Source organism: Streptococcus sanguinis (assembly GCF_019929145.1).
Taxonomy (GTDB): Bacteria; Bacillota; Bacilli; order Lactobacillales; family Streptococcaceae; genus Streptococcus; species Streptococcus sanguinis_U.
This window is the reverse complement of the sequence record NZ_JAHZOW010000001.1, coordinates 976952-997365: the sequence shown is the minus strand read 5'-3', so window position 1 is coordinate 997365 and position 20414 is coordinate 976952. Positions and strand designations below refer to the sequence as shown.

Here is a 20414-nt window from a genome sequence, read left to right as displayed (position 1 = left end):
CTTGGGGTCGTTACGGATTCGACAGGCATTATGCGGCACATTTTGCAACCCATCTAGCGGATGTAAAACGCCAGTTAAATATAACTGCAAAAAATAACAATTCTTACGCTTTAGCTGCCTAAAAACCAGCCAGCGTGACCCGATTCGGATTGCTTGTGTCTGATGACAGGTCTTATTATAAGCAAGCTACGGCAAGGTCTAGTCTAGGGATTTTGCAAGAGATTGATAGACTCGCTTGACTTGGGCTTGAGCTATGTGTCAAAGTGAAGTTAAATCAATACATAGCCTATGGTTGTAGACAAATGTGTTAGCAGATGTTTGGACGTGGGTTCGACTCCCACCGGCTCCATTATTTTAAAATCCTTCTAAAACGTTGAGAAATCAACGTTTTTTGCTTTTACGATCTTCAGAGAATCTTGATTTCTGTCTGAAAAAGTAATACAATAATGTTAGTGATGACAAAGGAAATATTGGTATTTCTATTGGGTTGATTTCATAAGTATTAAGGGAAGTTTGATATGAGTTTTTTTAAGAATCTGTTTAGTAAGAAACAAGAGGAAGAGAAAGTAGAAAAGGTTGAAGAAGCAGTGCTTGATGTGCCTTCTGAAGATCCTTTTCCGAGTGAGTGGGGATCTTTCTCGACCTATATTGATGACAAGTTGGCTAGTATCCGTCTGAATCTAGCTTTGGCTGATGAGGCACCCTATCCTCTCTATGCTTATGCTATGAGGCTCAAGGTAACGCTCCTCCAGTACGATGGGGAGACAGGTTTTCCATCTAGTGATGAGTTTAAAGAGCTGAATGTGATTGAGGACCGGCTTTCTGAGGCTTTAGGGCAAGTCGGTGGCATTCATGTCGGTGTGATTACGACAGATGGAAATATTGAGTTTTACTACTATCTGCAAGACAAGAAAAGCCATCTGGAGCCAATTGCCGAAGTGATGCGCGACTTTCCAGACCGCCGCTATGACTCGGCAACCCTGGAAGACGAGGAATGGAATCAGTACTTTGATTTTCTCTATCCTAATGAATACGAGTATCAGACCATTCTCAACCAGCGGGTCTGGTACCAGCTGGAGCAGGACGGCGATGACCATAGTCAGGAGCGCGAGATTGACCATTGGGCCTATTTTGCGTCTGAGGAAGATCGAGATGGTTTCCTAAAGGAAGTCGAGGAACTGGGCTATAGCCTCGTATCCGCTGAAAAGATAGAGGATGCGGACAAACCATATCAGCTACACGTGATTCGTATGGATACGACAGAAATCTTTGATTTGAACCAGAATGTTTGGACTTTGGTTGAATTTGTGAAAAAATTTAACGGAAACTATGGCGGTTGGGGCTGTAATGTGGTATAATGGTTAAAGTTTTGAGAAAGCTAGGCTTTCTCTTTTGTGGAAGATTACTCAAGAGGCTTAAGAGGCTGTGTTGGAAACGCAGTAGGCGTGTAAAAGCGTGCGTGGGTTCGAATCCCATGTCTTCCGTCATAAGTTGCAAGAAACGCTATTTGGCGTTTTTTCTATTTGTAAAAGGAGATGAAGGCAACCTAATTATTTTAAAATATGAATATTTTTGGAAATGCTTGAAAACAATTTCAACAAAAAAATGAGTAAATTATTGTTCACTTTATCAAATAGTGTGGTAAAATGGGATTAATGGATTTTTAAAAAGGATATAAATTAAAGGGAGAATTATGTTTTTTAAACGTCAAAAAGGTAAGTACCACGAAGTAGAGCGTGTGACTCGTTTTAAGCTGATTAAATCGGGTAAGCATTGGCTGCGTGCTGCGACATCACAGTTCGGCCTTTTTAGATCAATGAAAGGGGGAGGCCTTTCATCGATCGAGCTCAAGGTAACGGAAGAACAAGTTACCGATAAGAAGAGTGGCATAGACTTTTTGAGGGGCATTGTCGCCACGGGGGCCGTGCTGGGCGGTGCTCTTGTGACAAACACAACCGTTCACGCAGAAGAAGAACAGGCTCTGGAAAAAGTCATTGACACGACAGACGTTTTAGCGACACGTGGTGAAACAGTTTTAGGAGAAGAAAGTAGTGCTGCTGAAGCGGCAACCGCAACGGCAAGCTCACATACTGAGTCAGAGTCTGTATCAGATACATCCTCAGCCAGCGCCAGTGCTTCTGTCAGTGCATCTATCTCTGCCAGCGTCTCAGCTTCAGAGTCAGTGTCACAGTCTAGCTCTGCTTCTATCAGTGCTAGCACATCTCAGTCAGTCTCAGATTCCTTAAGTGTGTCTGAGTCTCTTTCAGTATCTTCAAGTGCATCTGATTCAGTCAGTGCATCTCAGCCAGCATCTACCTCAGCTAGCTCCAAGTCAGAATCTACTGTAAATAGTCAAAGTGCATCATCTGAAACCAATAGATCTTCGACTAATAATGCCTCAACCAGTACCTCAAGTGAAACTGCTCGTGTTCGGAAACGTCGTGATGTAGCAAATGCAGTTGATACAGAGAGACCTGTTGTTAATGTTCCAAGTGAAATTACAGTTTATAGAGGAGAGTCATTCGAATATTATGCGACTGTTACAGATAATTCGAATGCTTTTGATATATCCAGAACACGATATCGTTGGCTATATAATAATGGCGATGATAGAGCTACTAATTGGGTGCAACATTCAGTTCAACAAGAGGGTAATCAGCTAAGGATACGAATTTATGGAAATGTTCCTGTTGATACAGCTATTGGTGACTATACGCGTTATATTGTTGCTACCGATGCTGCAGGTAACGTGAATGTGACGCAACAAGAAATGAACGCTGCGGTTAGAAAAAGAGAAGTTAATGGTCAGTTTATGTTAATTATTCGATACAGACCAAATCTTCCTGAGAATACTGTATTAGTCAACAATCCTAATCAATTATCTGAAACTGAAAAAAATCAGGTCAGAGAAGCGATTAAGCAGAGTAATCCAAACTTAAGAGCGATAGATGTAGAAAATAAAAACTTAAATACAGCTATTTCGGTTTCTAATAATGGTAATACTACTATCACATTCAGAGATGGCAGAACGGCCACAGTTGATGGTGGCAAGTTAGTAGATACAAGAGAAGGAAGTACTTCTAAATCTGCAAGCACCTCTGCATCCGTCAGCGCCTCTACCTCAACAATCGCATCTATTGCTGAAAGTAAGTCAGCCTCTGCTAGTGCCTCAACTTCAGCAAGTAGTTCCGCATCTATAAGTACTTCTGTGTCAATTAAGACCTCTGCGTCCACTAGCGCATCGGTAAGTGCAAGTACGTCCGCGTCGACAAGTGCATCAGTTTCAGCAAGTACATCTGCTTCCTCGAGTGCCTCAGTGAGTGCCAGCACGTCCGCGTCAACTAGTGCGTCTGTATCTGCAAGTGAATCTGCGTCAACCAGCGCGTCAGTAAGTGCAAGTACGTCGGCCTCAACGAGTGCATCAGTTTCTGCAAGCACGTCCGCATCGACGAGTGTGTCAGTGAGTGCCAGCACGTCCGCGTCGATCAGTGCATCTACAAGTGCAAGTACCTCAGCTTCAACGAGCGCGTCTACAAGTGCAAGTACGTCTGCGTCAACCAGTGCATCCGTATCTGCAAGCACGTCCGCCTCGACGAGTGCATCAACAAGTGCCAGCACGTCCGCCTCAACGAGTGCATCGGTAAGTGCAAGTACGTCCGCATCGACGAGTGCATCAGTTTCAGCAAGCACCTCAGCGTCAACCAGCGCGTCAGTAAGTGCAAGTACGTCGGCCTCAACGAGTGCATCAGTAAGTGCAAGTACGTCAGCTTCAACGAGTGCATCAGTATCTGCAAGTACGTCCGCATCGACTAGCGCTTCAGTATCAGCAAGTACATCAGCTTCAACGAGCGCGTCAGTAAGTGCCAGCACGTCAGCGTCCACAAGCGCGTCTGTGTCTGCAAGTACATCAGCTTCAACGAGCGCGTCAGTAAGTGCAAGTACGTCAGCGTCCACAAGTGCCTCTGTCTCAGCAAGTACGTCCGCATCGACTAGCGCTTCAGTATCAGCAAGTACATCGGCGTCCACAAGCGCGTCAGTAAGTGCCAGCACGTCCGCGTCCACAAGTGCGTCAGTGTCTGCCAGCACGTCCGCTTCAACGAGTGCGTCAGTATCTGCAAGCACCTCAGCCTCAACGAGTGCATCTGTAAGTGCAAGTATATCGGCGTCCACAAGTGCGTCAGTGTCAGCAAGTACATCAGCTTCAACGAGCGCGTCAGTAAGTGCCAGCACGTCAGCGTCCACAAGCGCGTCTGTGTCTGCAAGTACATCAGCTTCAACGAGCGCGTCAGTAAGTGCCAGCACGTCAGCGTCCACAAGCGCGTCTGTGTCTGCAAGTACGTCCGCGTCGACGAGTGCATCAGTAAGTGCAAGTACGTCAGCTTCAACGAGTGCATCAGTATCTGCAAGTACGTCCGCATCGACTAGCGCTTCAGTATCAGCAAGTACATCGGCGTCCACAAGCGCGTCAGTAAGTGCAAGCACGTCCGCGTCCACAAGTGCCTCTGTCTCAGCAAGTACATCGGCGTCCACAAGCGCGTCAGTAAGTGCAAGCACGTCCGCGTCCACAAGTGCCTCTGTCTCAGCAAGTACATCAGCTTCAACGAGCGCGTCAGTAAGTGCAAGCACGTCTGCGTCGACTAGCGCGTCAGTAAGTGCAAGTACGTCCGCATCGACCAGCGCGTCTGTGTCTGCAAGTACGTCAGCGTCGACGAGTGCATCTGTATCTGCAAGCACATCCGCTTCCACAAGCGCGTCAGTATCTGCAAGTACGTCAGCTTCAACGAGCGCATCTGTATCTGCAAGTACATCTGCCTCAACGAGTGCGTCGGTAAGTGCAAGTACATCTGCCTCAACGAGTGCGTCAGTATCTGCAAGTGAATCTGCGTCAACCAGTGCGTCAGTATCTGCAAGTACGTCAGCTTCAACGAGCGCGTCTACAAGTGCAAGTACGTCCGCGTCTACCAGCGCGTCAGTGAGCGCAAGTATCTCGGCTTCAACGAGTGCATCAGTAAGCGCAAGCACCTCAGCGTCGACGAGTGCATCAGTTTCTGCAAGCACATCCGCGTCTACCAGCGCATCTGTATCTGCAAGTGAATCTGCGTCAACCAGTGCGTCAGTAAGTGCAAGTACGTCAGCTTCAACGAGTGCGTCCGTATCAGCAAGCACCTCAGCGTCAATGAGCGCATCTGTATCTGCAAGCACATCGGCTTCAACAAGTGCCTCTGTTTCTGCAAGTACCTCAGCATCGACCAGCGCATCGGTAAGTGCAAGTACTTCAGCGTCGACGAGTGCGTCTGTATCTGCAAGTGAATCTGCATCGACGAGCGCGTCAGTCAGCGCAAGTACTTCAGCGTCGACGAGTGCGTCGGTATCTGCAAGTGAATCTGCATCGACGAGCGCGTCAGTCAGCGCAAGTACTTCAGCATCGACGAGTGCGTCAGTAAGTGCAAGCACCTCAGCTTCCACTAGTGCGTCCGTGAGCGCCAGCACGTCAGCTTCAACGAGTGCGTCAGTATCTGCAAGCACGTCAGCTTCAACGAGCGCATCAGTAAGTGCAAGTACGTCCGCATCGACAAGTGCGTCTGTATCTGCTAGCACGTCAGCATCTACTAGCGCGTCAGTGAGCGCAAGTACGTCAGCTTCAACGAGTGCATCTGTATCCGCAAGTACGTCTGCATCGACGAGTGCGTCAGTAAGCGCAAGCACATCGGCTTCAACAAGTGCCTCTGTTTCTGCAAGCACGTCAGCTTCAACGAGCGCATCAGTAAGTGCAAGCACCTCAGCGTCCACGAGTGCATCTGTATCTGCAAGTACGTCTGCTTCCACGAGCGCATCGGTAAGTGCAAGTACCTCAGCCTCCACGAGTGCATCAGTAAGTGCAAGCACGTCAGCGTCGACAAGTGCATCCGTGAGCGCAAGCACGTCCGCATCGACGAGTGCATCAGTAAGTGCAAGTACGTCTGCTTCCACGAGTGCATCCGTATCCGCAAGTACCTCAGCATCAACGAGCGCGTCAGTAAGTGCAAGTACCTCAGCGTCCACGAGCGCGTCAGTAAGTGCAAGTACGTCAGCGTCGACAAGTGCATCCGTATCTGCAAGCACATCCGCTTCCACAAGTGCGTCCGTATCAGCAAGTACGTCAGCGTCGACGAGTGCATCCGTAAGTGCAAGTACGTCCGCATCGACGAGTGCCTCTGTATCCGCAAGTATGTCTGCATCGACGAGTGCATCCGTAAGTGCAAGTATGTCCGCCTCAACGAGTGCATCCGTAAGTGCAAGTACTTCAGCGTCCACAAGCGCGTCTGTGTCTGCAAGTACGTCAGCGTCGACGAGTGCATCAGTAAGTGCAAGTACGTCAGCTTCAACGAGTGCATCAGTATCTGCAAGTACGTCAGCGTCCACAAGCGCATCAGTGTCTGCAAGTACGTCAGCTTCAACGAGCGCGTCTACAAGTGCAAGCACGTCTTCGTCGACTAGCGCGTCAGTATCTGCAAGTACGTCCGCATCGACTAGCGCATCTGTATCTGCAAGTACATCTGCCTCAACGAGTGCGTCTGTAAGTGCAAGTACATCTGCCTCAACGAGTGCATCAGTAAGTGCAAGTACGTCTGCCTCAACGAGTGCGTCTGTAAGTGCAAGTACCTCAGCGTCCACAAGCGCGTCTGTATCTGCCAGCACGTTGGCATCAACAAGTGCGTCTGTATCTGCAAGCATGTCTGCGTCAACCAGCGCGTCAGTGAGTGCCAGCACGTCAGCGTCCACGAGCGCGTCTGTAAGTGCAAGTACGTCAGCATCAACTAGCGCATCCGTATCCGCAAGTACGTCCGCGTCTACCAGCGCTTCTGTATCCGCAAGTACATCCGCGTCCACGAGCGCGTCTGTATCTGCCAGCACGTCGGCATCAACAAGTGCGTCTGTATCTGCCAGCATGTCTGCGTCAACCAGCGCGTCCGTAAGTGCAAGTACGTCAGCATCAACTAGCGCATCCGTATCTGCAAGTACATCCGCTTCAACGAGTGCTTCAGTAAGCGCAAGTACTTCCGCCTCCACGAGTGCGTCCGTTTCAGCAAGCACATCAGAGTCGACCAGTGCATCTGTATCTGCCAGCACGTCCGCGTCTACTAGCGCGTCTGTATCAGCAAGCACGTCCGCCTCCACGAGTGCATCTGTAAGTGCCAGCACGTCTGCATCGACGAGCGCATCAGTCAGCGCCAGCACGTCCGCGTCCACGAGCGCGTCCGTAAGTGCAAGTACGTCTGCATCGACGAGTGCGTCAGTGAGTGCAAGTGAATCAGCGTCTACAAGTGCATCAGTATCCGCAAGCACATCAGAGTCGACCAGTGCATCTGTATCTGCCAGCACGTCCGCGTCTACTAGCGCGTCGGTAAGTGCCAGCACGTCTGCATCGACGAGCGCATCAGTCAGCGCCAGCACGTCCGCGTCCACGAGCGCGTCCGTAAGTGCAAGTACGTCTGCATCGACGAGTGCGTCAGTGAGTGCAAGTGAATCAGCGTCTACAAGTGCATCAGTATCCGCAAGTACATCTGCATCAACGAGTGCGTCTGTAAGTGCGAGCGAATCCGCCTCCACGAGCGCGTCCGTAAGTGCAAGTACGTCCGCCTCAACGAGTGCGTCAGTGAGTGCAAGTGAATCAGCGTCTACAAGTGCATCAGTATCCGCAAGTACGTCTGCATCCACGAGTGCGTCTGTAAGTGCGAGCACGTCAGCTTCAACTAGCTCATCTGCGAAAGCGAGTGAATCAGCATCCACGAGCGCATCAGTATCCGCAAGTACATCAGCGTCGACGAGTGCGTCAGTATCTGTAAGTACGTCCGCCTCAATGAGCGCGTCCGTAAGTGCAAGTGAGTCCGCTTCAACTAGCTCATCTGCGAAAGCGAGTGAATCAGCATCCACGAGCGCATCAGTATCTGCAAGTACATCTGCGTCAACGAGCGCGTCCGTAAGTGCGAGCGAATCCGCGTCGACAAGCGCATCAGTATCCGCAAGCACGTCTGCCTCAACGAGCGTGTCCGTAAGTGCAAGTGAATCAGCTTCAGCTAGCAGCTCTATATCCGCAAGTGAATCCGCATCAATCAGCGAATCGACTTCAGTTCAGGCTTCTGCCTTAGCGTTGGCAAGTAGATCTGCTTCAGTAAGTGCTTCAGAATCCGCAAGTACTTCGGCTAGTCTGTCTGGTTCAGAAAGTGCTTCGATTAGTGATTCTCAGTCAATCAGCGAGTCGACTTCACTGAGCACTAGCACATCAGTCTTGCATAGTCAGCTGGATCTGGTTCATGAGAAGGAATTCTACTCACTAAGCCTTTCTACAAGTGAGTCACTGTCAGCGGCAGTCAGTCTCAGCGAACTTGCCCGTGTCAGTCAGTCTGTATCAGAAAGCCTGTCTACGAGTCTGTCAGCTAGTCAGAGCACATCTGAAAGTCTGTCCGCTTCAGCAAGACAGTCTGAGCTGGATCTGATTTCCAGAGGTCGTCTGCCTCAGACAGGGGAAACGGAGAGCAAGGCTTCTATCCTAGCTTTAGGCTTAGGAGCATTGGGCTTGGCCTTCAAGAGACGTAAAAAGAAAAGCGACTCTGAGGAGTAGCAGTAAATAGAGCCAATCAGTTTATCTTTTAGTCCGTCAAAAGTCCACTCTGTTAGTGAGCTGTGGAAGTGATGGACAAAGTAAGCCTTAAGGAAATAATTTGATAATTTCTGGTACTTGCTTCCTAAAATCCTAGACTAGGAATTAGCAAAAAGAAACCGAGAGGCAATAGAAACAGGAAGTTTTGACAACTTCCTGTTTTTTTGACAATTTAGTAGAAAAAAGTATCCTTTATTCTGCAGGAAAGTCCCTGAGAATATAGATTTTTTGGACAATATTTTATATAATATCAAGTATAGAAATGATGTTTATGAGTTTATGAAATGAAAGAGTAAGGGAAGAAATGAAAACGATTGTTTTGGTTGGGGACCAGGCCTATCAGGAGCAAGTTTCGACTACAATTAAGTCGATTTTATATTACAATAAAAATGTAAAAATCTATGTTTTCAATCAGGGATTGAGTGACGAATGGTTCCGTGATTTTAATGATCTGGCCGAGCAGCTGGACAGTGAATTAGTCAATGTTAGCTTGGACCAAGTGACTATCAGTCCAGAGTGGCTGACTCAGGACCATATCAGCTCAGCAGCCTATGCTCGCTATTTCATTCCGCAGTTTGTGGTAGAGGAGCGTGTCCTTTACCTGGACAGCGATTTGGTGGTCAATAGAGATTTGCAACCTTTATTTGATATTCCTCTGGAAGGTAAGCTTGTGGCAGCGGTTGGAGATGCCGGCGGTTATGGCTTTAACTCTGGCGTTCTGCTAATTGATAATCGAGCTTGGAAAGAAAGGCAGCTGCAGGAGATCTTTATCAAGGAAACGGACCGCATCATGGGCTTGGTTCAGTCTGGCCAGATGGAGGATTTTAACGGCGATCAGACGGTTTTAAATCATGTGCTGGCTCAGGACTGGCTGCCCTTGGATAAGATTTACAATCTTCAGGTAGGCCATGACTTGGTGGCCTTTTACAGTGGCTGGAATGGCCATTTTGAGCTGGATCAGGAACCTCTGATTATCCACTATACGACCTTTCGCAAGCCTTGGAACTCGGAAGTTAGCTATCGGTACCGTCAGCTTTGGTGGGACTTTCAGGCCTTGAGCTTGGCGGAGATTTCAGCCCATCATCGGGGAGAGTTTGAGCTGCCGGACCGTTGGGAGCAGGCCGCTCTGAACTGCATGCTCCTGACAGATGTGCAAGAGTTAGAGCAGATTGAGTTTTTAGCCCAGTCCTTGCCTAGCGTTCATTTTTATATAGCCTGTTACACAGATATGGGAGATTATCTGCGTTCTTTGGATCGCTATGAAAATATCCATCTCTATCCACAGGTTATCCATGCAGTGCTGGATGAGCTCATTGATAAGTGCCAGATCTATTTGGATATTCACCATGGAAGCGAGCACTATCAGTTGAGCAGTCGTTTCAAGACGCTGGACAAGCCAGTTTTGGCTTTTGACAATACTAAGAAAAATGAAAACGAAGAGCTGGTCTATCCGCATGAAAATCCACAGGAGATGGTGGAAAAGCTGCGCAGTCTGATGAAAAAAGAGAAGCCGCAAGCCTTTCGCGCTGTGGTGCTGGCGGCTAATGCTGCCTATAGTGAGCAGGTCTTAACCACCATTAAGTCCATCGTCTGCCACAATCGCTTTATCAAGTTTTATGTCATCAACAGTGACTTTCCGACAGAGTGGTTTGTCAGCATGCAAAAGAGACTGGCCAAGCTGGACTGCCAGATTGTCAATGCTCGGGTGGATGCTTCGCTGGTGTCAAATTTTAAAACGGATATTAGTTATACAGTTTTCCTACGCTATTTTGTAGCGGATTTTGTCGAGGAAGACAAGGCTTTGTATTTGGATTGCGATATCGTTGTCACGCGGGATTTAAGCTCCCTCTTTGAAACAGAACTTGGAGAGGCACCACTTGCTGCGGTCAAGGATCTGGGGGGGCAAGTGTATTTTCATCAGCATATCTTTAATGCTGGGTTCTTATTAATCAATAATGCCCTTTGGAAGCGAGAAAATATTCGCCAACGATTGATTGAGCTGACCAATGAATGGCATGACAAGGTACCGTCTGGTGACCAAAGCATTCTCAATATGCTCTTTGAGAACCACTGGCTGGAGCTGCCTTTTGCTTATAACTGCATTACGTTGCACACGACTTTTTCGGACTATGAGCCAGAAAAAGGTCTCTATCCGCCTGTGATTCACTATCTGACCGAGCGCAAGCCTTGGAAAGAGTATACCCAGTCTATCTATCGTGAGGTCTGGTGGTTCTATCAGGGACTGGATTGGTCGGATATGCAGGAGCCAATCGGAGCCTTGACCCATAAGATGGTAGAAGGTGAAGAGGGCTCAAGTCTGTCCTGCCTAGTCTATACCTACTCTTGTGACCTGATGCATATCAACTATCTGATTCAATCCCTGCCTGCCTGTCATTTCTACATTGCGGCACCGGTAGTGGTGGCAGAGCCGATTACGCGTCTGCTCCAATATCCTAATGTCAGCGTCAGTTCAGATATTGCTGGCATTCCGGCTCTCTTGGAGTCGCTGGAAGCCAAGTCTCAGCTGCTGCTGGATATCAATGCCGGTGATGAGGTTGGTGATATCATTGCTTGCTTTAAGTCTGCTGGCAAGCCAGTCTTTGCCTTTGACAGCACAGCCCATGGCCAGCAAGGGCAGGAGGTCTTTCCAGCTGATAACCCTGAAGTCATGGTGCAGGCTATTGAGAAGCTAAGATTGGCCGAGCCTGAAGAGCGGCAGATTTCTGTACTCTCTATCGACCAATCACTGGATTATCTCTTGGAGAAAGGTGCTTCAGTGGTTCGCTTTGGAGATGGGGAGATGGATTTAGTTGCTGGCCGTAGTATCGTTTATCAAGACTTTGGTCCAGAACTATCAGCACGCTTGAGAGAAATCATGTCTATGGAAAGCGATGAGCGTTTGATGGTCTGTCTGTCCGATGTATTTACAGGGCTAGAGCGCTATTCCATTGACGCCCAGAATTTTTGGAAAGTTCACTTGTATTATCACTTGTCAGATTACCAAGAGATTTGCCGAGCACCTTGGTACGGATCGACTTTTATTTCCCGGCCTTATATCGACTTGGAAGATAAGACACCGTCTGCGGGTTATTTTGCAAAGCTCAAGCAGCTTTGGCAGGACAAGGACCTCTTGATAGTAGAGGGCTTGACTTCCCGTTCTGGTGTGGGCAATGACCTCTTTGACGGGGCTAGGTCCATCAAGCGGATTATCTGTCCTTCGCGCAACGCCTACAGCAAGCTGGAGGCTATCAAGCAGGCTGTTCGAGAACATGCGGATAATCGTCTGATTTTGACCATGCTAGGTCCGACGGCCAAGGTCTTGGTCTATGATCTGGTTCAGGAAGGTTATCGGGCCCTGGATATTGGGCATATTGACTCGGAGTATGAGTGGTTCCAGATGGGGGCTACGCACAAGGTCAAGCTGTCGCACAAGCATACGGCTGAGCACAACTTTGATCAGGATATTGAGTTTAGAGATGACCAAGCTTATGACAGTCAGATTGTTGCCAATCTGGCTCAGGAATGAAGATTAGAAAAAGAGTATGAAAGTTAATATTACCAATCTATACGGTATGTCTGGCCAGAGTACGGCCTTGATTGCCCAGAATGATGTGACCAAGCTAGCCAAGCAGCTGGGCTTCAATGAACTGAGTTTTTATTTTTACGATATTTACAGCGACAGCCAGTCAGAGATGAGTACCCGTCTGGATGGCATCATGGCGAGTGTAGGCTATGGCGATGTCGTGATTTACCAGTCGCCGACTTGGAACGGCCGGGAGTTTGACCAGGCCTTTATCAGCAAGCTGAAGATTTTGCAGGCCAAGCTGATTACCTTTATTCATGATGTGCCGCCACTGATGTTCCCGTCAAACTACTATCTGATGCCGGAGTATATCGATATGTACAATCAGTCGGATGCGGTCATCGTGCCTTCTGAGCAGATGCGAGACAAGCTTCTGGCAGAGGGGCTGACTGTGGAAAAGATTTTGGTCCAGCGCATGTGGGATCATCCCTATGATCTGCCCCTGCACCAGCCTCAGTTTGAGCGCAAGCTCTATTTCGCAGGAAGTGTGGAGCGTTTTCCGCATCTGAGCAACTGGTCTTATGCTACGTCGCTGGAGATTTTTTCGCCTGAAGAAGAGTCAAATCCAGAGGCCAATGTCAGCTATCGCGGCTGGGTCAGCCGGCCGGAGCTGCTCTTGGAGCTGTCCAAGGGAGGTATAGGTCTGGTCTGGGGTGTCGAAGAAAATCCAGCAGACGAGCCGGAATACTACGGTCTCAATATCTCTCATAAGTCTGCCACTTATCTGGCAGCTGGGATTCCGGTCATCGTCCCTTCTTACCTGTCCAATGCAGAGCTGATTCGCGAGCGCGGTCTAGGCTTTGTCGTAGACAGTCTGGAAGAGGCCAGTCGGATTGTTGAAAATCTGACTGTCGAGGAGTATCAGGCTATGGTCGAGTGGGTTAGAAAGTTCTCTTTCCTGCTCAAGGAAGGTTATTTTAGCAAGAAAGTCTTAGTAGATGCGGTGATGGAAGTCTTATCTTAGAGCTTTTCCAACCATCGTCATGAGGAGTCAGTGTGAAGTCATTTTTTAAACCGGTCATTATCAAGAAGTTTCTGTGGACCTTATTTTTCTTATTTATTTATGTCTTGGGAACCAAGCTGACCCTGCCCTTCGTTGATATGAGTAAGGCAGCTGCCATGGACGGGACCTCTGCGACCTTGAACTATGCGACAGCCCTGATGGGGGGGAATCTGCGCAGTATGTCGCTCTTTTCTGTCGGCTTGTCTCCTTGGATGTCCTCTATGCTGATCTGGCAGATGTTTGCTGTGTCCAAGCGCCTAGGCTTGAGTAAGCTCCCTCTGGAAGTGCAGGAAAGGCGGCGGATGCTGCTGACCTTGGTCATTGCCTTGATTCAGTCAGTAGCGTTGGTCCTAAATCTGCCATTGCAAGAAGCAGGTGGGGTGGATATGACTACGATTATGGTCTTAGATACCTTGGTCTTGATGGCTGGGACTTACTTTCTCATCTGGCTGACGGATTTGAATGCTGCCATGGGACTTGGCGGCTCCATCATGATTGTCATGGCCAGCATGATTGCCTACATTCCGCAGGATATTTGGAACTCCATTCAGGAGCTGAAGATTTCTTCACTTTGGCTGGCCTTGATGCTGGTTTTCAGCCTAGTCTTTCTCTATCTGGCTGTTACAGTTGAACGGTCTAAGTACCGAATTCCAGTCAATAAGATCAACATCCATAACCGTTTCAAGAAATACTCTTATCTGGATATTCGTCTGAATCCTGCTGGTGGCATGCCCATCATGTATGCGATGACCTTGGTCAGCATTCCCCAGTATTTCCTTTTGATTATCCACTTTCTCCAGCCAGGCAACCAGCTGATTGAGCAGTGGATAGAAGCGCTGTCTATGGGAAGTCCAGCTTGGTTTATCCTCTATTTGCTGACTATTTTCATTCTGGCACTGGCCTTCGCCTTTATCAATATCAGCGGCGACCAGATTGCTGAGCGGATGCAAAAGAGCGGAGAGTATATTGAAAATGTTTATCCGGGAGGAGCAACCCGCCGGTATATCAATGGTTTGGTAACCTATTTTGCACTAGTGGGAGCTTTCTATCTTATTCTGATTTCTGGCCTGCCCATGATGGTGGTGCTTCTGGACATTCGCTATCTGCGGCTCAGTATGATTCCGGGGATTTTTATGATTTTTATCGGGATGGTCTTTTCTATTAAGGACGAGGTGGATGCCTTGACGCTTAATGACCGTTATCGTTCATTGTTGTAGGAGAAACTATGTATTACTTTATTCCTTCATGGAGTGGCAGTGGGGATCGGGTTTGGCACCGGGATATTATCCCTTGGTACCGTTCCATGCAGCGACTGGAGTTTGATGACTCGATTCATCAGATTCGGATTTTTCAAAGTGAAAATCTGCCCGTCCAGCTGCTTTTGCCAGCCTATATGCCACATGCCCGCTATCTCTTGCATCGGCAGGATATTTTTGAGACGGACTATTACTCGGTCTTTGATGAGATTCAGGGGATTCAGTCTAAAGAAATGCAGGTCTTGCAAATCAAGGAACTGGACTGGGAACCAGACTGCGAATTTGTCTATACGCCCTTTCTAGTCATGGTCCGTAGGCAGGGACAGCTCTATGCCCATGTCGAGTTTGGAGTAGAAGGCTTTATCAGCTTCATCAAGTTTTTCAAGGATGACCAGCTGGAGAAGTTTTATATCTTTGATGATCGGGGCTTTGTCTCCAGTATCACCTATTATGAAGATGGTCAGCCCCTTTATCAGGACTACCTGCAGCCGGATGGTGACTGGCGGATTCGTGAACATCTCAAGCCTGACGACAGTCGGGTAGAGGTCAACCCTGCTTACTTACTGGACTTTGATAAGCTGGAGTATGAGCGGATGCCGGACTTAATCTTGGAGAAATTGGGACACTATATCGAGCGCAATGCAGGAGAGGACAGCCGGTTTGTCCTAGCAACGCATCCCTTATACACTCAAGCCATTTTGCGCTTGTTGCCCAAGAATGTTCAAATCATTCTCAGCTTTTTCCACGAGCGCAATCATACAGTTGATTGGCCAGCTTTAGAAACAGATTTGCAGCAGACAGATTTAGTCTTGACTGATCGCATGGATTTCAAGAAGGCTATTCAGCGCTACCTGCCTGGGCAGGCTCAGAAGGTGCATTACCTGTCGCCTTTTGATACCCGTCTGCAGCTGGGCAAGAGCCAGCGTCGTCGTGAATCCAAGATTTTTTATCAAATTAATCTGGAAGAAGGGCTTAATGACTATGCCATCTTCAAGGTTCTCCACTATGTGGCCAAGCATCCAGATACAGAGCTGACTATCGGTGTTTACAATGCCTGGCAGGAAGGAATCCAAAAGGTGGAGACCAAGGTGCGGGAGGTTATTGATGAGTATCTGAATCAATATGAATTTGTCAAGAACTACCGTCGCAGTGAGCAGGCTGAGAATGCCCTGCTGGAAAATCAGGAGCAGGACCTTCGTTTTACGATTAAAAATATCACGGACGAGCTCAGCTTGATTCAGGAGCTGGACGATACACGGTTAATCATCGACCTGAGTGAGCAGCCCAATCTCTATACGCAGATTGCTGGGATTTCTGCCGGGATTCCGCAGATCAATCTGGTGGGCTCGGACTATGTGACCCATCTGCAAAATGGCTATATCTTGGACTCTATCTCTGATCTACCAACTGCTGCAGACTATTACTTGGAAGGTTTGAAAAATTGGAACCAGGCCTTGATTTATTCCATTGAAAAAATCCATCATAATACTGGTCTGGAGCTGATTGGCCGGTGGGAGCAGTGGCTCAAGGAGGCTGAGAATGCAAAATAAGCTGAAAATCTTACAGATTGGCTCAAGCGACTGGAGCAAGGAGCTTGCCATTCCAGACAATATGGCCTGGTATTATTTCTTTCCTAACTCCAATCTAGCCATCAAAAAGGTCATGGAAATGGATAAGATTGTCAAGTTTGATGCGATTCTGGTGGACGACCTGCGTCGGATTCCAGATTTGTTTATGATTGAGTCCAAGATTATCCCTCATACAGTTTTCTATGACCAGGAACAGGAAACCCAGGAAGCGGATATTGAGTACTTCCTTAAGCGTCACTGTGCTCAGCCAACGGATATGAGCGATCGAGTTGACCTGCTCCGCAAGCTGTCTAAGGCTCTCTTTTCCGGCCAGTATGGCGATAAGATGACCCCGCTTGATATGGTGGTCAGTCCCGGATTTCGGGGCAAGATTTGCTACAATGGCTATGAAAATCTAGAGCTGGAAGGGGACTTCGGTCAAGACTTTCAGCCAATCCTGTCTTGGAAATATAATATTATTGCCAACAAGTTCAATCCAGTTGAACTCTGGCTTGAATATGAAAAGTCAGGCAGCTGTGAGCTGCGGCTGCGCCTCTATAATATCCAAGAAGGATCAACTGCGGAAATTGCTCGCGAGACTATCTTCGCAGAAGAGGATATGCGGGAATCCATGGTTCTGGACAATGACTTTACTTCCTATCTGGGCGTCAGTTTGGAGGCTAGAGGCGAGGGACGGATTCAGGTCGGCGCTCTGCATCAGCGTCTGACCCGCTTTGAGTTTGGTAAGTATGTTCTGGGTGGAAAGATTTTTCGTGATAGTCACCGTCAGGAGATTAATTACTTCTTTTATCCGGGAGATTTGAAGCCGCCTTTGGCTGTTTATTTTTCTGGTTACCGTCGGGCGGAAGGCTTCGAGGGCTTCGGAATGATGCGGAGTCTGGGCTGTCCTTTTCTCTTGTTTTCAGATCCGCGCGTGGATGGCGGTATGTTTTATCTAGGCAGTCAGGAGCTAGAGAGCGGTATTCATAAGATTATCCAAGAGCATTTGGACTTTCTGGGCTTTACCGAGCGGGATCTAATCCTGTCGGGCATGTCGATGGGGACCTATGGTGCGGTTTATTACGGTTCGGAGTTTCGTCCGCGGGCTATCGTTTTGTCCAAGCCCTTGGGAAATCTAGGAAGTATTGCCCAACGTGGCCGTTTACGCCTGCCCGAGGTCTTTCCGACGGCTCTAGATGTCCTTCACCGTCACACGGGTGGCAAAGATCAGGAACATGTAGAGGAGCTGAATCAACGCTACTGGCGTAAGTTTGAGAAGGCTGATTTCAGCCGGACGACCTTTGGTATCGCCTATATGAAAGAAGAGGACTATGATCCGACGGCCTATGAGGACCTGGTGGCAGCTCTTCATCTGACTGAGGCCAAGCTGATTAGCAGAGGTGTCCCGGGACGGCATAATGACGACTTAGCTGTGTCTGTGTCTTGGTTTATGAATTACTATCGAATGATATTGGAAAAGGAATTTGGGAGAAAGAAATGAAGATTCAAAAAAGAAAGGGCATTTACTGGGGAGAGCTGAGAGGGGTTTCAGCAGCTGGTAAAATGACTGACTTTACCTATCTCTATGGCACTACCCTTATTATTCATTCCCCTTCACATGTATTTTTTGAAAATAAACTGATGGCCTCCGGCCAGACCATCCATGAATGGTCTTCCAAATGGAATTATCAGCGAGACCGGCAGGTGCCTGCTCTCCCCTTGCTCAAAAAGGGGGCTCGCTATTGCCTGTCTAGAGATATGACCACCTATCCTGAATCCAGCGTCTTTCTGAAAATCATCTTCTTTGACCGCTATGAGAAAGAAATCAGCAATCAAGTGGAGCGTTCGGAGAGTATGATCTTTACCTACCCAAAGGAAGCCTATAGCTATAAGATTCAGCTGCTGAGTGCAGGAGTTGAGTCCTTAGAGTTTCATTGCCTAAACATTGACCAAATCATAGAGGAGTCTGATGATTAAAAATCATTTTCAAATTCAGCGCTTAAAGAAAATCTTAGCCAAAGTCAAAAGCTTTGAGTCAGAAATGGCTGGCTTGTCAGATGCTGAGCTGCGGAAGAAAACTCAGGAATTTAAGGAGAGACTGACCGCAGGAGAGACTTTAGACGACTTACTGCCGGAGGCTTATGCTGTGGTGCGGGAAGCAGACAAGCGGGTGCTGGGCATGTTTCCCTACGATGTGCAGGTCATGGGGGCGATTGTTCTTCATGAGGGCAATGTCGCTGAGATGGCTACGGGAGAGGGCAAGACTCTGACGGCTACCATGCCACTCTATCTCAATGCCCTGTCTGGTCAAGGAGCTATGCTGGTGACCACCAATACCTATCTGGCTCTTCGGGATGCTCAGGAAATGGGGCAGGTCTATCGTTTTCTGGGGTTGACTATTGAGGCAGCGGTGGTAGCTGATGAGACTGAAAATTTGACGCCCAAGCAGAAGCGGCTGATTTACCAGGCGGATATTGTCTATACGACCAATAGTGCCTTGGGCTTTGACTATCTGATTGAAAATCTAGCAGAGAATAAGGATAGCCAATATCTTAGTCCTTTCAACTATGTCATCATAGACGAGATTGACTCCATTCTCTTGGATAGCGCTCAGGTACCTTTGGTTATCTCTGGAGCGCCTCGAGTTCAGTCAAACTTCTATAGTATCATGGATACCTTCATTACGACTTTGAAAGAAGAAGAGGACTACCACTACGATGACGAGAAGAATGAAGTCTGGCTGACATCAAAAGGTATTCTGGCGGCTGAGTCTTTTCTTGACTTGGAGCATCTTTTTTCCAAGGAAAATCAAGAGTTGGTTCGCCACCTCAATCTAGCCTTGCGAGCCCACAAGCTCTACAAGAAGGACAAGGACTATGTTGTCCGCCAGGGTGATAAAGAGGCAGAAGTCGTACTTTTGGATCGTTCAACCGGCCGTCTGCTGGAAATGACCCGGCTTCAGGGAGGCCAGCACCAGGCTATTGAGGCCAAGGAGCATGTCAAGCTGACGGAGGAAACGCGGGCCATGGCTTCCATTACCTATCAGAATCTCTTCCGGCTCTTCCGGAAAATCTCTGGTATGACCGGGACCGGCAAGGTGGTGGAGAGCGAGTTTATGGAGACTTACTCCATGTCTGTCATCAAGATCCCGACCAACCAGCCAGTGATTCGGCAGGATTTACCAGACCAGCTTTATCAGACCCTGCCAGAAAAAGTCTTTGCTTCACTGGACGAGGTCAAGCACTACCATGCTCAAGGCAATCCGCTCTTGATTTTTACCGGCTCAGTGGAGATGTCAGAGATTTACTCTTCCCTACTGCTGAGAGAAGGCATCGCCCACAATCTGCTCAATGCCAACAATGCGGCGCGTGAGGCACAAATCATCGCTGAGTCTGGGCAGAAAGGTGCGGTGACGGTGGCTACATCCATGGCCGGCCGCGGTACGGATATAAAGCTGGGACTGGGTGTCGCAGATTTGGGTGGTCTCGTGGTGATTGGTACGGAGCGGATGGAGAACCAGCGGATTGACCTACAGATTCGTGGCCGTTCAGGCCGTCAAGGTGATCCGGGAATTAGTAAGTTCTTCATCTCGCTAGAGGATGACCTGCTCAGGAAGTGGGGACCAGACTGGCTCAAGAAGTTCTACAAGGACTACTCAACCGAAGAAGTTCAGCAGCATCCAGTCCAGCTGGGACAGCGCCGCTTTAGACGCTTAGTGGCCAAGGCTCAGAGAGCCAGCGAAAGCAGCGCCAAGATGTCCCGTCGAATGACGCTGGAATATGCCCAGTGTATGAAGATTCAGCGGGAGATTACCTATGCTGAGCGCAATCGTCTAATTCAAGCCGAAGAGCGGATTGATGAAGAAATCAGCCGCGTCCTCAGTCAGGTCATTCATCAGGCAGCCTATGAGCAGTCCTATGGGACGCGGGCTGACCTCTATCGCTTTATCTTAGACCATTTCAGCTATCATGCTGAGCGCATTCCTTATGATTTCGATATTTATTCGCCGGAGAAAATTGCAGAGCTCTTGCAGGATATTGCCGAGCAGGAATTGCAGGCAAAGAAAGACTATCTCAAGTCTGACAAGCTCTTTACCCATTTTCAGCGGGTGTCCGTTCTCAAGGCTATTGATGAGAACTGGGTCGAGCAGGTGGACTATCTGCAGCAGCTCAAGACAGCCTTGAGCGGTCAGCATTTCTCTATGAAAAATCCTCTGGTAGAATACTACCAAGAGGCTTACGATGGCTTTGAATATATGAAGGAGCGCATGAAACAGCAGATTGTCAAGAATCTTTTGATGAGTGAATTGGCACTCAACCCTAAAGGAGAAGTCATCATGTACTTCCCGTAAGACGAGGAGAAT

The 20414-nt window shown here is 48.4% G+C and carries 9 protein-coding genes, 1 tRNA gene, 1 other RNA gene and 3 pseudogenes; 13 read left to right on the top strand and 1 reads right to left on the bottom strand.

Annotated features, from left to right (window positions below; all coding sequences use genetic code 11):
• Positions 1 to 3: 3 nt before the first annotated feature.
• The 4 genes and pseudogenes from ssrA to K1I94_RS11480 form a co-directional block, all read left to right on the top strand.
• Positions 4 to 352: a transfer-messenger RNA gene (gene ssrA, locus K1I94_RS04705) on the top strand.
• A 166-nt stretch (positions 353 to 518) separates the two neighbouring features.
• Positions 519 to 1358, top strand: coding sequence for a DUF695 domain-containing protein (locus K1I94_RS04700; protein ID WP_223314581.1), 840 nt, complete (start codon positions 519 to 521; stop codon positions 1356 to 1358).
• A gap of 38 nt (positions 1359 to 1396) precedes the next feature.
• A tRNA-Ser gene (locus tag K1I94_RS04695) sits at positions 1397 to 1484 on the top strand.
• Positions 1485 to 1693: 209 nt separating this feature from the next.
• Positions 1694 to 1885: pseudogene (locus tag K1I94_RS11480) on the top strand (accessory Sec-dependent serine-rich glycoprotein adhesin); the annotation flags it as partial.
• A gap of 74 nt (positions 1886 to 1959) precedes the next feature.
• Here K1I94_RS11480 and K1I94_RS11475 read toward each other — a convergent pair.
• Positions 1960 to 2220 (bottom strand): hypothetical protein, encoded by a 261-nt coding sequence (locus K1I94_RS11475; RefSeq protein WP_457810432.1) that lies wholly within the window; start codon positions 2218 to 2220, stop codon positions 1960 to 1962.
• 550 nt (positions 2221 to 2770) lie between these two features.
• On the opposite strand from K1I94_RS11475, the pseudogene K1I94_RS11470 reads away from it, so the two are divergent.
• The 9 genes and pseudogenes from K1I94_RS11470 to secA2 form a co-directional block, all read left to right on the top strand.
• Positions 2771 to 3001: pseudogene (locus K1I94_RS11470) on the top strand (hypothetical protein); the annotation flags it as partial.
• 1668 nt (positions 3002 to 4669) lie between these two features.
• Positions 4670 to 8602: pseudogene (locus tag K1I94_RS11465) on the top strand (LPXTG cell wall anchor domain-containing protein); the annotation flags it as partial.
• Between the two features lie 343 nt (positions 8603 to 8945).
• Positions 8946 to 12167 (top strand): SP_1767 family glycosyltransferase, encoded by a 3222-nt coding sequence (locus K1I94_RS04685; protein WP_223314580.1) that lies wholly within the window; start codon positions 8946 to 8948, stop codon positions 12165 to 12167.
• Between the two features lie 16 nt (positions 12168 to 12183).
• The gene (locus tag K1I94_RS04680) at positions 12184 to 13188 is read left to right on the top strand and encodes a sugar transferase (protein ID WP_125338641.1); all 1005 of its coding nucleotides are present in this window, start codon (positions 12184 to 12186) and stop codon (positions 13186 to 13188) included.
• 32 nt (positions 13189 to 13220) lie between these two features.
• Positions 13221 to 14444, top strand: coding sequence for an accessory Sec system protein translocase subunit SecY2 (gene secY2 / locus K1I94_RS04675; RefSeq protein ID WP_125338640.1), 1224 nt, complete (start codon positions 13221 to 13223; stop codon positions 14442 to 14444).
• 8 nt (positions 14445 to 14452) lie between these two features.
• Positions 14453 to 16033, top strand: coding sequence for an accessory Sec system protein Asp1 (asp1, locus tag K1I94_RS04670; protein WP_223314579.1), 1581 nt, complete (start codon positions 14453 to 14455; stop codon positions 16031 to 16033).
• On the top strand, positions 16023 to 17552 hold the full coding sequence (gene asp2 / locus K1I94_RS04665; protein WP_223314578.1) for an accessory Sec system protein Asp2: 1530 nt from the start codon (positions 16023 to 16025) through the stop codon (positions 17550 to 17552). Before asp1 ends, asp2 begins: the two co-directional genes overlap by 11 nt.
• Positions 17549 to 18028, top strand: coding sequence for an accessory Sec system protein Asp3 (gene asp3, locus K1I94_RS04660; RefSeq protein ID WP_223314577.1), 480 nt, complete (start codon positions 17549 to 17551; stop codon positions 18026 to 18028). Before asp2 ends, asp3 begins: the two co-directional genes overlap by 4 nt.
• A complete protein-coding gene (gene secA2 / locus K1I94_RS04655) occupies positions 18021 to 20402 on the top strand; it encodes an accessory Sec system translocase SecA2 (protein ID WP_223314576.1) in 2382 nt (793 codons plus the stop codon). Before asp3 ends, secA2 begins: the two co-directional genes overlap by 8 nt.
• The last annotated feature ends 12 nt before the right edge of the window (positions 20403 to 20414 follow it).

Bases quoted from the DNA above. Each gene is read 5' to 3' on its own strand.
- K1I94_RS04680 (WP_125338641.1), top strand. From the start codon at position 12,184: ATGAAAGTTAATATTACCAATCTATACGGTATGTCTGGCCAGAGTACG.
- asp3 (WP_223314577.1), top strand. From the start codon at position 17,549: ATGAAGATTCAAAAAAGAAAGGGCATTTACTGGGGAGAGCTGAGAGGG.
- asp1 (WP_223314579.1), top strand. From the start codon at position 14,453: ATGTATTACTTTATTCCTTCATGGAGTGGCAGTGGGGATCGGGTTTGG.
- K1I94_RS04685 (WP_223314580.1), top strand. From the start codon at position 8,946: ATGAAAACGATTGTTTTGGTTGGGGACCAGGCCTATCAGGAGCAAGTT.
- asp2 (WP_223314578.1), top strand. From the start codon at position 16,023: ATGCAAAATAAGCTGAAAATCTTACAGATTGGCTCAAGCGACTGGAGC.
- secA2 (WP_223314576.1), top strand. From the start codon at position 18,021: ATGATTAAAAATCATTTTCAAATTCAGCGCTTAAAGAAAATCTTAGCC.
- K1I94_RS04700 (WP_223314581.1), top strand. From the start codon at position 519: ATGAGTTTTTTTAAGAATCTGTTTAGTAAGAAACAAGAGGAAGAGAAA.